Origin of the sequence: Brucella sp. MAB-22, assembly GCF_025908475.1 — a bacterium.
Classification (GTDB): Bacteria; Pseudomonadota; Alphaproteobacteria; order Rhizobiales; family Rhizobiaceae; genus Brucella; species Brucella anthropi.
The window spans coordinates 2,503,485-2,517,289 of sequence record NZ_CP109782.1; the positions used below are offsets into that span (position 1 = coordinate 2,503,485).

Genomic DNA, 13,805 nt, shown 5'->3' on the forward strand with positions numbered 1-13,805 from the left:
AAACAATTTCAAGCAAAAGAGACACAGTCATCCGGACGGCTGCGGTTATACTCCTGCGACATGTCTTTGGAGGAGACATCGCGCATTTCTTCGTCAGTTGGGTGTCGAAAGACATGCCGTCATGACGATCCAGCGCAGGGAGAACGGAGAGAGCAGGCTCGCGATATGTTCGCGCCTGCTGGGAGGGAGTAGCATTGAATACGCACCAGTCCGGGGCGGATACGCTTTCGCGTCCCGAAGATGAAAAACTATCTGTCGCTGCCAATCTGGCATATGGTTTTCAGCATGTGCTGACCATGTATGGGGGCATCGTGGCAGTTCCGCTGATCATCGGTCAGGCGGCTGGTCTCAGCCCAACCGAAATCGGCCTCTTGATCACCGCATCGCTTTTTGCCGGTGGCGTTGCCACCGTCCTGCAAACCGTCGGCATACCTTTTTTCGGCTGCCAGCTGCCTCTGGTCCAGGGCGTCTCTTTTTCGGGCGTCGCCACCATGGTGGCCATCGTCACATCGAGCCAGACCGGTGAAGCCGGCTTGCAGGTCGTGCTGGGAGCCGTCATTGCGGCAGCCGTCATCATCGGCCTTATCATCACGCCGATATTCTCACGCATCACGCGTTTCTTTCCGCCGCTCGTCACCGGTATCGTCATCACCACCATCGGCCTGACGCTGATGCCTGTTGCGGCGCGCTGGGCAATGGGCGGAGACAGCAACAGCCCCGAATTCGGCAGCATGGCCAATATCGGTCTTGCCGGCCTCACACTGGTCATCGTGCTCATTCTCAGCAAGATGGGCAATGCCACGATTTCGCGACTTTCGATCCTGCTCGCGATGGTCATCGGAACCTTTATCGCCTGGGCGCTCGGCATGACCGATTTTTCGCGGGTGAGCGAAGGTTCAATGGTGGCGCTGCCGGAAATCTTCCACTTCGGCATGCCGATATTCAGCCTCGCAGCAACGCTCTCTATGTTCATTGTGATCATGGTCACGCTCGTCGAGACTTCCGCCGATATTCTGGCGGTCGGTGAAATCCTCGGTACGAAAGTGGATTCGCGACGTCTCGCCAACGGCCTGCGCGCGGATATGCTTTCAAGCATCCTGTCGCCGGTTGTCGGTTCCTTTACGCAAAGCGCCTTCGCACAGAATGTCGGCCTTGTCGCTGTGACAGGCGTGAAGAGCCGTTATGTCGTGGCAACTGGCGGGCTGATCCTCATCACGCTCGGCCTCCTGCCGGTGATGGGTCGGGTGATTGCCTGCGTTCCTCCGGCAGTTCTGGGTGGAGCGGGTATCGTCCTGTTCGGCACGGTGGCTGCAAGCGGCATCCGCACACTCGCCAAAGTGGACTACGAGAACAATATCAATCTCATTATCGTGGCAACCTCGATCGGCTTCGGTATGATCCCGATCGCCGCACCCCAGTTCTATCATAACTTTCCGACCTGGTTTGAAACCATCTTCCACTCCGGCATCAGCTCGGCAGCGTTGATGGCCATTGCGCTCAACCTGATGTTCAATGAAATCAAATTGGGCAACAGCAACCAGATGTCAGTCTTCGCGGAAGGTACGGAACGCATCATCCGCCATCACAACATCTCGGAACTGCATGACGGAGATTATTTCCTGAACGGCAAGCTCTACGATGCCAAAGGCAATGAAGTCAGGGTCGTTGCTGCTGCCGCCGCACACTGAGACGATTATCTCAGGACACGGATCATGGTTCGGTCCGTCAGATGAGGCAGGAGGCGCGCCATGTCGGCGCGCCTCAATGCTATGCAGCCTTCTGTGGGCGTATAGCCGGGTCGGGCAAGGTGAAAGAAGATTGCACTGCCGCATCCGCGACGGCGTGGCGCAATATTCCAGTCCATCACAATGCAGACATCATAAAGATCATCTCGCCGCCACATATCCTCGTGGCTTGCCGCATAAGGCAGCCTTACCGGGCGGTTGTAATTGGCATCAGACGGCGCATCACACCAGCCATCCAGACGGCGGACACGCCCGAGCGGCAACCGCGATGACGGCAGCACACCCTTGTCGTCGCGCCGGTATCCGTAGAGCAGCCGCATGGTTGCCAGAGGCGTTGCTCCGTCACCTTCGCGCTTGAAAGCGCTGATTCCCCCCTTGCCAAGAGCGCATTCCAGCACCAGATTGCCGGCAACAAGCAAACCGCGAGTCTTGTGGCCCGGTTTGGCCCGCACATCGATAATGCCAATTCCTCGGCTAATTTCGTATCTGGCCAAGCCCCCGCCTCCGTGTCATGCATGTTTCAAACCGTTGTCGGCGAGAGCAAAAATCTCTTTCGCGTTTCGCCGCTTCAACTTGTCTCCATTAAATGTCATAAAACACCAAGAGCCATTTAAATCAAAGAGTAACGAGGACAGGCATGACAGGCCGTACGATACTGATTGTGGACGATGACGAAGATCTCCGTTCTATCCTCGTCGAACAGCTGGAACTGTGCGAAGAATTCCAGATTTTGCAGGAAGACAATGCCACCAAGGGCATCCAGACTGCGCGAAACGGCATTGTAGACCTCCTGATCATGGATGTCGGCCTGCCGGATATGGATGGACGTGAAGCCGTAAAATTGCTGCGCAAGGGTGGTTTCAAGGCACCGATCATCATGCTCACCGGCCACGATACGGAATCGGATACGATTCTCGGCCTCGAATCGGGCGCCAATGATTACGTCACCAAGCCGTTCAAATTCGCAGTGCTTCTGGCGCGCGTGCGCGCGCAGCTGCGTCAGCACGAGCAGAGCGAGGATGCGACCTTCATCGTCGGCCCTTATACGTTCAAGCCCGGCCAGAAACTCCTCATCGACGAGAAGGGCAGCAAGATTCGCCTCACCGAAAAGGAAGCGGCGATCATCAAGTATCTCTATCGCGCCGGCGACAAGGTTATCGGCCGCGATGTGCTTCTTGAAGAAGTATGGGGTTATAATTCAGGTGTGACCACGCATACGCTGGAAACCCACGTCTATCGTCTGCGCCAGAAAATCGAAAAAGATCCGTCCAATGCGGCGCTTCTGGTCACAGAAAGCGGGGGATACAAGCTTGTCCCATGATGGACAGCGCCCGATGCAGGTGTATTGACGACCCATGGCGCTTGATGACGATATTCGCATTCTCGGCACGGTAGGCCTGTTCGAGTCTTTTACGCCCGAACAGTTGCGGTTGCTTGCCTTCGGTGCGGAACGTCTCGTTCTCAGGGCCGGACGTGAGCTTTTCCGTGAAGGGCAAAGTGCCGACTGCGCCTATATCGTCGTATCGGGCAATATCACCCTGTTTCATGAACAAGACGAAGGGCGGATTGCGATCCGCCCCGTCGGCCCTGGCGCCATGATTGGCGAAATGGCGTTGATCGCGCAGACCTCGCGTCTTACCGGTGCAGTCGCCGAAGCGGAAACCGAGGTTATCCGCATCAGCCGCGCAATCTTCCGTCGCATTCTGGAAGAATATCCCGAAGTGGCGGCGGCACTCCATGCGCATGTCAGTCGCAATCTGCTGGAACTGATCGGCGAAATCGAAAAGGTCGCACCCCGCCTGAATAGCGATTGACCCTTTTCAGAGTTCAATCACCCTTTCCATTCCGATGGCATTGAGAAAAGCCTGATCGTGGCTCACGATGATCAATGCTCCCTCATAGGCATTGAGAGCGGTTTCCAGTGCCTCGATGGAATCGAGATCGAGATGATTGGTCGGTTCATCAAGGATCAGAAGTTCGGGAAGCTCTGTTCCACCCAGAACGCAGGCAAGTGCCGCCCGCAACAATTCGCCTCCACTGAGACTGTTGGCAAGCCGAGAAGCCCCCTCGCCGCGAAACGAAAAACGCGCCAGTGCTGCACGGGCATCATTGTCGTTCGACCCCGGATTGAGACGCCGATAATTTTCATAAAGGGTCTGGCCGCGATCCATCAGGCTCATCCGCTGGTCAAACATCACCATGCGCTCCGGGCGCATGACGGTTCCGGCCAAAGGTTGAAGCTTCCCCGTAATCAGCCGCAACAGGCTGGTCTTGCCTGCGCCATTCGGCCCTGCGACAACCACACGCTCGGCTCCCACGATCTTCAATGACAAGTCGCGGATCACCGGGCAGTCGGCTTGCGGCCCGCCCGAGACATTTCGCATATCGAGCATGACGCGACCGGAAGGCGGAACCGCACCAGCCACATTGAAATGCATCGGCCTTACTCGCTCCACTTTTGCTTCCGCCTCCTGCAACTGCTCGTTGGCCCGGCTAGACTGGCGTTCCGCCAGTGCATCGCCCCGGCCCTTCGACTGCTGCGCACGGTCCTCCCGGGCATCGAGCAGCATTTTGCTCATCCCTGCATCGGCGCGCGATTTGCGACCGCGTGCATCGCTGCGCGCCTGTCTTTCGGCTGCAGCCTGTGCCTTCCGCTCCACCTGCTTGACTTCACGCTGTGCCGTTACGAGATCGCGCACCGCCGTCGCGCGCTCTTCGGTCTTTTTTGCGTGATAGAAGTCCCAGTTGCCGCCGTAGAGCCGAAGCCCGTCCGGAGATAATTCCGCTATCGCATCCATGGACTGCAACAGTTCGCGGTCATGGCTGACCACCACGGCTGCGCCGCGCCAGGCGGTCAGCAAATCGACAACTGCCAAACGACCGGCACGATCGAGATTATTGGTCGGTTCGTCCAACAGAATGAGATCAGGTTTGCGGAAGATGAGTGCTGCAAGCGCCGCGCGTGTCTGCTGGCCACCGCTCAAGGCCGAAAGGGGTGTGTCGGGAGCCATATCAGGCAAACCAAGCCGCTGCAGCACGTCGGTAAAACGCTGTGGCAGAAGCCAATCGGCCTCATTGAGATCGCTGTCACTGGCCAAGCCCTGTTCGACACGTGCCAAAATGTCGAAGTCTGTGCGCGCATCGAAAAGATCAGCAAGCGTCTCGGAACCATCGCCGCCGACGTTCTGCCGCAACACACCGATGGTCCCGTTTACGGTCACATTTCCGCTTGTCGGAAGCATCGCGCCACTCATCACGTGCAGCAGCGTCGATTTCCCGACGCCATTGCGTCCGACCAGACCGATGCGACCTGCGGTTATGCTGAAATTGACGGATTCGAAGAGAGTACGGCCATCAGCCGTAACGCAGGAAACATCCTGAAGTGTAAGAAGAGCAGACATCGCGAACCATGGAAACGTTGAAAACACTGGTCATTTGAAACAGTGCAATCCGATCCATCGTTCTTCTCTCCTTGTTAAACTGCCTTCTATATAAGCCTTACGACGCGATCAATCCAGATCGAATGTCGCAATGACTGGCACATGGTCCGATGGGCGGTCCCAACCGCGCGCATCGCGAAGGATTTGCAGACCCTGCATATGCCCTTCAAGATCGGCAGAACCCCAGACGTGATCCAGCCTGCGGCCACGATCCGATTCGGCCCAATCCTTGGCGCGATAGCTCCACCAGGTGAAGATTTTCTGATCCGCCGGAATAAGCTGTCGCATCAGGTCGCTCCAGCCACCCTTCACACGCAAATCTTCCAGCGTTTCGGTTTCGATCGGCGTATGGCTGACGATCTTGAGCAACTGCTTGTGCGACCAGACATCGTTTTCGAGCGGAGCAATGTTGAGATCACCAACGAGAACGGAAGAATGTCCGTCCTGCCGGTCGGCGACGATAGCGCGCATTTCTTCGAGAAAAGCCAGCTTATGCGCAAACTTCGGATTGATCTGCGGGTCCGGCTCATCACCGCCCGCAGGAACGTAAAAGTTATGAATACGGAGCTTCTTACCGCCCGCCTCGACGACAGCGCTCAAATGGCGGCAATCGCCCATGTCGCAGAAACCGATCTTTTCCACGCCCGTCAGAGGACGCCGCGATATAGTTGCAACGCCGTGGTAGCCCTTCTGACCACTGATCGCGATGTGTTCATAGCCGAGAGCCCGGAACCCTTTCGACGGAAACAGATTATCGGGGCACTTCGTTTCCTGAAGGCACAGAACATCCGGCTGATAATCGCGCAGAAACTGTTCGACCAGCGGCATACGCAGACGAACGGAATTGATGTTCCAGGTAGCAACGGAAAAGGCCATGAAGATAGGACTCGCAGCAACGAAAAAGATGCCGCGAACCTAATCATTTATCCGGCAAATGCAAACGGCTTGCCTATCACAAACTGACGATTACTGACCTTTACGCTTCATTGCGATGCGCTGATAGTCGATCTTGAACATATCGTCGGTGAAACGCACGCCGCTGCGCACGTTGAAGATCATGACAGTGGTATCGAGCTTCTGGGCATCGGTGATGGTCCACTGCTTCAGCTCGTACGATTTAGGGTCGAACATCATGGTGATTTTCGAATCGCCAAAGATCGACTTGTCGCCCAGCACCAGCGTGGTCATATCCGGCTCCTGCTTCACATTCTGAAGACGGCCCCCACCCAGATCAATCCGATCTGCCAGCAGAAGCTTCAAGGGCGTCTTCGAAAGCGGATAAAGGTCCCATGTATCGAGCTTGCGATTGTTGATGACGACCGATTCGCCATCCGAAATCACCCGGATTGGAGAATTATTGTAGTTGAAGCGAATCTTGCCCGGACGCTCGATATAGAAAGTGCCGCCCGTCTGTTCGCCCTTCGGGCCGAACTGCACGAACTCGCCGGTCATTGTACGTACCGATGAAAAATGATCGGCGATCTGCTGTGCCGCCGCACCGCCGCCTGCCCCCTGCGCCATCGCGGCGACGGGAGCGAGAACCAGCGACGTCATGCCAAGCCCAAGCGCTCCCATTCCCAGCACGGCGGCAAGGCGACCAGCTTTCGCGAAGGCGGAGAAACGGGAGAACATCATCGACAAACTTTCTCTTTTCATCATTCTGTTTAACTACGCCGCCAGTTGGGCGCGAGTATGGCCATCAGAAATCATCGTCGCCAGTGGGAACCAAAATTTCACGCTTGCCCGCATGGTTGGCCGGACCGACAATGCCCTCCTCTTCCATGCGTTCGATGATTGAGGCAGCCCGATTATAACCAATACCGAGACGGCGCTGGATGTAGGAAGTCGAAGCCTTCTTGTCACGCAACACCACGGCCACGGCCTGATCGTAAGGATCGTCGGAATCCTCCAAATTGCCGGTTCCAGCCGGACCGCTGCCACCTTCGTCGTCTTCGTCATCCTCGGTGATGGCATCGAGATATTCCGGCACGCCCTGAAGCTTCAGATGCTGCACGATGCGTTCCACCTCGTCGTCACCGACGAAAGGCCCATGCACGCGCTGGATGCGGCCACCGCCAGCCATGAAGAGCATATCACCCTGACCGAGAAGCTGCTCGGCGCCCTGCTCGCCCAGAATGGTTCGGCTATCGATCTTCGACGTCACCTGGAATGAAATGCGGGTCGGGAAGTTGGCCTTGATCGTTCCGGTGATGACGTCCACTGATGGGCGCTGGGTGGCCATGATGACATGAATACCCGCCGCACGGGCCATCTGCGCCAGACGCTGCACCGCACCTTCGATATCCTTGCCGGCAACCATCATCAGGTCGGCCATTTCGTCGATAATCACGACGATATATGGCATCGGCTCCAGATCGAGCTCCTCCGTCTCGTAAATCGCCTCGCCGGTATTGCGGTCAAAGCCGGTCTGGACCGTACGTGCAATCGGCTCGCCCTTTTTCTGCGCAAGGCCGACGCGCTGATTAAAGCCGTCAATATTGCGCACACCGACCTTCGACATCTTGCGATAACGGTCTTCCATTTCGCGCACGGTCCATTTGAGCGCGACCACGGCTTTCTTGGGATCGGTTACGACAGGCGTCAGCAGATGCGGAATGCCGTCATAGACCGAGAGTTCCAGCATCTTCGGATCGATCATGATCAGGCGGCATTCCTGCGGTGTCATGCGATAAAGCAAGGACAGGATCATGGTGTTGATCGCCACCGACTTACCCGACCCGGTCGTACCGGCGACGAGAACGTGCGGCATCTTCGCGATATCGGCGATCACCGGCTCGCCATTGATGGTCTTGCCGAGTGCAAGCGCCAGCTTCGCCTTCGACTGTTCGAAGTCGCGACTTGCCAGCATCTCGCGCAGATAAACCATCTCACGCTTCGGATTCGGCAGTTCGATGCCGATGGCGTTACGCCCCGGAATGACGGCCACGCGTGCCGCAATGGCGCTCATTGAGCGGGCGATATCGTCGGCAAGACCGATGACGCGCGAGGACTTGATTCCCGGTGCGGGCTCCAGTTCGTAAAGTGTCACCACCGGACCGGGCTTCACATTGATGATTTCACCACGCACGCCGAAATCTTCCAGCACGCCCTCCAGCAGACGGGCGTTCTGTTCCAGCGAATCCTTGGAAAGCGCCGGATCGCGCTGGACAAGCTTCGGTTCGGCAAGGAAATGCAGCGACGGCATTTCAAACACGCCGTTGTCCTTGAGGAAGGATGGCTGCGCCTCACGCTGGGCGCGTGCACCGGGTTTCGGCGACGGAGCGGCCTGTTCCACGCGAGCCTTTCGGCTACGCGGCGGCGGCGCATCGTGCCATTCCTGACCGGCGAGCGGCGCGCCGTCATCCATATCGTCCATATCGAAAGGCGGTTCGTCATCAGCAGCCGCTGGCGCTCCGAAACCGGGTTCGCGGCGCGGCGCATTGCGTGTTTCGGCGTTGCGGCGCACAACGCGCATATTGTCGAAATCTTCCGCGCGCGGGCGACGACGGCCAAGCCCCGTCAGGCGCTTGAAGTTCGCGGTCGTGGTCAGTGCCAGATGGGTGAGTGCACCCATAAGCTGGAAACCACCACCGGCTGATGTTTCATCGTCCTCGTCATCTACTGCGAAATCATCCTCCTCAGCGCCACGGCGGCCCGAGGGCTGTGCAGGATTGACGATCCCCACACCGCGCCCAATGATACCGCTGGCGAAAAGGCAGAGCCAGAAGGCCGGTACGGCGAGGATAAGCGCAATGCCTGAAGCGATCGCGCCTTGCGGGAAACTGCCAAGAAAAAGACCCGGGAACTTCAGGATCATGTCGCCGAAGACGCCACCGAGACCAATCGGCATCGGCCAGCTTTCCGGCACGGCGAAGCAGCTGGCGATGGCTGCAAACAGGAGTGCAGCGCCGAGCCACGCGAAACTGCGCTTGGCTACGCGGCCAATGTCGCCGCGTGTCATCATCAGCAGCGACCAGACGGCGAGCGGAAGCAACGCGGGAACACTCGCCAGACCGAAAAACTGCATGGCAATGTCAGAGAACACTGCGCCCGGATAACCCAGCGCATTCGTTACCGGATTGTCGGTCGCATGGCTGAAGCTCGGATCGGCAACATTCCAAGTCGCCAATGCGCCGACCGCCATGCCGGTGAGCGCCAGAAGTCCCAATCCGAACAGGATATAGAACTGCCTGCGGAAGAGATTGGCCAGTTTCAGCCTGTCTTCCGTAATCCGCTCGTCACGCAGCGGGTATGAGGGCGAATATCCTTGCCGCATATAGCCTGTCCCGAACCGAAAATATTTGCTGGCCCCTGAGCGGAAATGCTCCGGGCACATTGAATCGGTCCGATCCTAGTCGCGGGATGGTTAATTCCTCATTAACCATGCATCAGGCCGCAGATAAATCCTGTCGACAAAATGAAAAAGGCACGGTTTTCCGCGCCTTTTTCCTCTTGAGACAATCCCGCTCTATTGAACGGATTCGCCGTGCAAAGCGATGTCGAGGCCCTCGATCTCAGCCTGTTTGCTGGGGCGCAGACCCATGACGGCCTTGACCACGTAAAGAATGATCGCGGTGGCGATCGCCGTATAGACAATCGTGATGGCAGCACCGAAGAACTGCTTGCCGATGGTTGCACCTTCACTGGCCGGGTTGATCGCCGCATCGGCGAAGAGACCGGTCAGCACCGCACCGACGAAGCCGCCGACACCATGGACTCCGAACGCATCGAGCGAATCGTCATAACCGAGCGCATGCTTGATCTTTACAGCCGCCACATAGCAGACCGCACCAGCCACGATGCCGATGATGAGCGCACCCATGGGGTTGACGAAACCGGCGGCAGGCGTAACGGCAACAAGGCCGGCAACGGCGCCTGAAATGATACCGAGCACGCTCGGCTTGCCTGCAATCGCCCATTCCACGAACATCCAGGCCAGAGCTGCACCGGCGGTCGCAACCTGCGTATTGAGCATGGCGACGCCAGCAAGTGCATTGGCACCGACAGCGGAACCGGCATTGAAGCCGAACCAGCCAACCCACAGAAGGGCAGCACCAATGACCGACAGCACGAGATTGTGCGGCGCCATATTGGTGTGGCCGTAACCATCGCGCTTGCCGATGATGAGAGCCGCAACCAGACCGGCCACACCGGCATTGATATGGACGACCGTGCCGCCAGCAAAATCAAGCACGCCATCCGACGCCATGAAACCGCCGCCCCAGACCCAATGCGCGACCGGGATATAGACGATAAACAGCCAGAGGGTCAGGAAGACAAGCATGGAGGAAAACTTCATGCGTTCGGCAAACGAACCGGCGATAAGTGCGGGCGTGATCACCGCGAAAGTCATCTGGAAGGTGATAAACACATATTCGGGGATCGTTCCCGTCAGCGATTCCATCGTGACACCGGAGAAAAAGGCCTTGGAAAGACCGCCAATATAAGAGTTGAGCGATCCACCATCGGTAAAGGCCAGCGAATAGCCTGCAACCATCCAAAGAATGGACATGAGACAAGTAATGGCGAAGCTCTGCATCACCGTGGAGAGCACATTCTTCTTGCGCACCATGCCGCCATAGAACAGCGCGAGACCCGGTATAGTCATCATCAACACAAGCGCGGTTGAAGTCAGCATCCACGCCGTATCGCCCGTATCGAGGGTTGGTGTCGGTGCGGCGTCCTGTGCCAATGCCGTTCCCGCCATGGCGACGAGCGCAGGCAGGGTAGCCAGAAGGGCCGTTTGCTTGTTTCTTCCTGTTATGAGCATCGAATTTCTCCGTCGAAGGGCGGCTTCAAACGCGGCTGCGCTGGAAAGACCGGTTCAAACAGAGAGAAACAAAAATCGTGCCAGTTGGCCCTGGCTGGCAAATTAACTGCACATTTTCTGATATTCGGTGCGCCGGATGCGGAAATTCCGGGCCATGGAAGAGGTGGTGCCGCTACGATTTCGAATCGAATGACGCCGTAAGTGATTCATTCGATTCGGTTTTTGCACCACGAGCATTCTACTAATCAGCAGCGAAATGCCTTATTTTTAATCGACTGATTGATGCGCGATTAAAAAATAATCACTTCTTTTTGTCATGGACGCGGATCAACCCTTCCTGCGCGACCGATGCGATCAGCACGCCATCGCGTGTATAAAGCGCACCCCGGTTGAAACCGCGCGCGCCGGAGGCGCTGGGGGTGTCCTGCGTATAGAGCAACCAGTCATCCAGCCTGCATGGACGATGAAACCACATGGCATGATCGAGGCTTGCAACCTGCAGATCACGGTCGAAAATGGTGCGGCCATGCGGATGCAGGGACGTATCGAGCAGCGTCATATCGGAGAGATAGGCGAGAATGGCGGCCTGCAATGCCCGGTCATCCGGCACGATACCGCGCGCCCTGACCCAGACATGCTGGACAGGCTCAAGCTTCTCGCGCGAGAAATAATGGGTCAGCGAGACAGGCTTGATTTCGATAGGTCGCTCCCGCTCCCAGTATTTGCGCACATTGGGCGGCGCCATATGGAGATACTGCTCCTTGATGTCGCGATCGCCGACAAGCTGCTCAGGCATCGGTAGTCCTTCCGGCATGGGAAGCTGGTGATCGAGCCCACCCTCATCCACCTGAAACGAAGCCGAAAGGGAAAAAATGGCCTTGCCATGCTGCTTTGCCAGAACGCGCCGTGTGCTGAAGCTCGATCCGTCGCGGATACGGTCCACCTCATAGACAATCGGGATCGCTGGATCGCCGGGCCGCACGAAATAGGCATGCAGGGAGTGGACATGTCGCTCGGGCTCAACCGTGCGCTGCGCTGCGATCAGCGCCTGCCCAATTACCTGCCCGCCGAAAACCCGCTGCCAGCCGACCTGTGGACTGTTGCCGCGGAACAGATCCACCTCAAGAGTTTCCAGATCGAGGATGGAAAGAAGCTCACGCATTGCGTCAGTTTGAGCGTCAGCGGACTTTTCTTGATCGGTCATGGACAGCCTGTCTCCTGCAACCATATATATGCTTTGGGTTCTTGTTTGAGCCGGAGCATTGGAACCTGTCAAGAACCGTGCGCGAGAAGCTGTATCGGCAGAGGCCCGGATATCTCGCTTCGGCAGTTCGCGTTCCGACATGCACCGCGGCAAAATATCGGGTTTCTTGGACAACGATATATGCCAAAACAGCGCTAGAGCGGTTCCAGTCAAACCAGAATCGTGGAACCGCACTATCTCTTTGTTTCTAAGCATTTGCCTGGCGCAAAACCGCTTCGCACTTTTGCTGGAAATGCTATCGTGAGATAGATTCTCGAAAGGAAATGACTATGGCCGCCCGGAAGAAGCAGGAAGCAGCACGCAGTAACGATGTGGTGATTGCAGGCGGCGGCTATGTCGGGCTCGTCACGGCAGTTGCGATCAAATCGGCGGCACCGCATCTTTCTGTCACCGTGATCGACGGTACACCGGCTGGTGCCTGGAAGAACGACCCCCGCGCCTCCTCGATTGCCGCGGCTGCATCACGTATGCTTGACCAGCTCGGCTGCTGGCAGGAAATCCTTCCCGAAGCCCAGCCCATTACGGAAATGGTCATCACCGATTCGCGCACTTCCGATCCCGTGCGCCCGGTTTTTCTCACTTTCGAAGGTGAAGTCGAACCCGGCGAACCCTTTGCCCATATGGTGGAAAACCGTGTCCTCAACACCGCCCTCCATAATAAGGCCGAAGCGCTCGGAATTGTCTTCCTCGAAGCCACCAGCGTAGAGAATTTCAACACTCTCCCTGAAGGAGTAACCGTCACTCTCTCCAATGGGGATACGCTTGAAACGCGCCTGCTGATCGCCGCAGATGGTGCGCGCTCCCGCCTGCGTGATCTTGCTGGCATCAAGACGGTCAACTGGGATTACGGCCAGTCCGGCATCGTGTGCAATGTCGCCCATGAACTGCCGCATGGCGGCCGGGCTGATGAGCATTTTCTTCCAGCCGGTCCATTTGCGATCCTTCCGTTGAGGGGTAATCGCAGTTCACTGGTCTGGACCGAGCGCACATCGGATGCCGAACGCCTCATTCGCGAAGACGACTTCGTATTCGAGGCTGAACTGGAACAGCGCTTCGGGCATCGTCTCGGCGTCCTGCATGTCGAAGGCCCGCGCCGCGCCTTCCCGCTCGGTCTGACGCTGGCACGTGAATTCGTGAAGCCACGTTTCGTGCTGGTGGGCGATGCGGCGCACCGTATCCATCCCATTGCCGGTCAGGGCCTCAATCTTGGCTTCCGGGATGCCGCCGCAATTGCCGAAGTCGTGGTCGAAACGGACCGCCTCGGCCTCGACATCGGTTCATTTGCCGCTCTGGAGCGTTATCAGTCCTGGCGTCGCTTCGATACCGTGCAGATGGGTGTGACGACGGACATCCTGACCAAGCTTTTCTCCAACGACAACCCGGCCATCCGCTCTATCCGCGATATTGGTCTGGGGCTCGTAGACCGGGTACCGGCGTTGAAATCCTTCTTCATCAAGCAGGCCGCCGGTCTTTCAGGCGATACGCCGCGCTTGTTGAAGGGACAGGCTATCTGAATTCTCGCCAAGTTCTGGTTGATTGCTGGAAGCCGTGGTCAAGCGCCCTATATCGGTAGCGGAAATCCCAAC

General features: G+C 57.4%; 11 protein-coding genes. 4 read left to right on the forward strand and 7 right to left on the reverse strand.

Going from position 1 to position 13,805, the window contains the following annotated elements; genetic code table 11:
- The first annotated feature begins 194 nt into the window (after positions 1–194).
- Entirely contained in the window at positions 195–1,688 is a 1,494-nt protein-coding gene (locus OHI65_RS21625; RefSeq protein WP_264358803.1) for a nucleobase:cation symporter-2 family protein, read from the forward strand.
- Between the two features lie 5 nt (positions 1,689–1,693).
- Here OHI65_RS21625 and OHI65_RS21630 read toward each other — a convergent pair whose 3' ends face one another.
- The gene (locus OHI65_RS21630) at positions 1,694–2,239 is read right to left on the reverse strand and encodes a L,D-transpeptidase family protein (RefSeq protein ID WP_125301640.1); all 546 of its coding nucleotides are present in this window, start codon (positions 2,237–2,239) and stop codon (positions 1,694–1,696) included.
- A 143-nt stretch (positions 2,240–2,382) separates the two neighbouring features.
- Here OHI65_RS21630 and OHI65_RS21635 point away from each other — a divergent pair, with 143 nt between their 5' ends.
- Together OHI65_RS21635 and OHI65_RS21640 are read left to right on the forward strand one after the other, a co-directional pair.
- The gene (locus OHI65_RS21635; RefSeq protein WP_006467959.1) at positions 2,383–3,066 is read left to right on the forward strand and encodes a response regulator transcription factor; all 684 of its coding nucleotides are present in this window, start codon (positions 2,383–2,385) and stop codon (positions 3,064–3,066) included.
- 34 nt (positions 3,067–3,100) lie between these two features.
- Positions 3,101–3,559 (forward strand): cyclic nucleotide-binding domain-containing protein, encoded by a 459-nt coding sequence (locus OHI65_RS21640; RefSeq protein ID WP_071632642.1) that lies wholly within the window; start codon positions 3,101–3,103, stop codon positions 3,557–3,559.
- A 6-nt stretch (positions 3,560–3,565) separates the two neighbouring features.
- Here the strand turns inward: OHI65_RS21640 and OHI65_RS21645 are convergent, their stop codons facing one another.
- The 6 genes from OHI65_RS21645 to tesB form a co-directional block, all read right to left on the reverse strand.
- Positions 3,566–5,146, reverse strand: coding sequence for an ABC-F family ATP-binding cassette domain-containing protein (locus OHI65_RS21645; RefSeq protein ID WP_125301638.1), 1,581 nt, complete (start codon positions 5,144–5,146; stop codon positions 3,566–3,568).
- A 108-nt stretch (positions 5,147–5,254) separates the two neighbouring features.
- Positions 5,255–6,061, reverse strand: coding sequence for an exodeoxyribonuclease III (locus tag OHI65_RS21650; protein WP_125301636.1), 807 nt, complete (start codon positions 6,059–6,061; stop codon positions 5,255–5,257).
- A gap of 90 nt (positions 6,062–6,151) precedes the next feature.
- A complete protein-coding gene (locus OHI65_RS21655; protein ID WP_029375810.1) occupies positions 6,152–6,820 on the reverse strand; it encodes an outer membrane lipoprotein carrier protein LolA in 669 nt (222 codons plus the stop codon).
- A gap of 64 nt (positions 6,821–6,884) precedes the next feature.
- The gene (locus OHI65_RS21660) at positions 6,885–9,461 is read right to left on the reverse strand and encodes a DNA translocase FtsK (protein WP_125301634.1); all 2,577 of its coding nucleotides are present in this window, start codon (positions 9,459–9,461) and stop codon (positions 6,885–6,887) included.
- 192 nt (positions 9,462–9,653) lie between these two features.
- Positions 9,654–10,955, reverse strand: a complete 1,302-nt coding sequence (locus tag OHI65_RS21665; protein ID WP_010657567.1) for an ammonium transporter — start codon at positions 10,953–10,955, stop codon at positions 9,654–9,656.
- A 301-nt stretch (positions 10,956–11,256) separates the two neighbouring features.
- Entirely contained in the window at positions 11,257–12,159 is a 903-nt protein-coding gene (gene tesB / locus OHI65_RS21670; protein ID WP_012091146.1) for an acyl-CoA thioesterase II, read from the reverse strand.
- Between the two features lie 329 nt (positions 12,160–12,488).
- On the opposite strand from tesB, the gene OHI65_RS21675 reads away from it, so the two are divergent.
- Positions 12,489–13,733, forward strand: coding sequence for a ubiquinone biosynthesis hydroxylase (locus tag OHI65_RS21675; protein WP_264358804.1), 1,245 nt, complete (start codon positions 12,489–12,491; stop codon positions 13,731–13,733).
- The last annotated feature ends 72 nt before the right edge of the window (positions 13,734–13,805 follow it).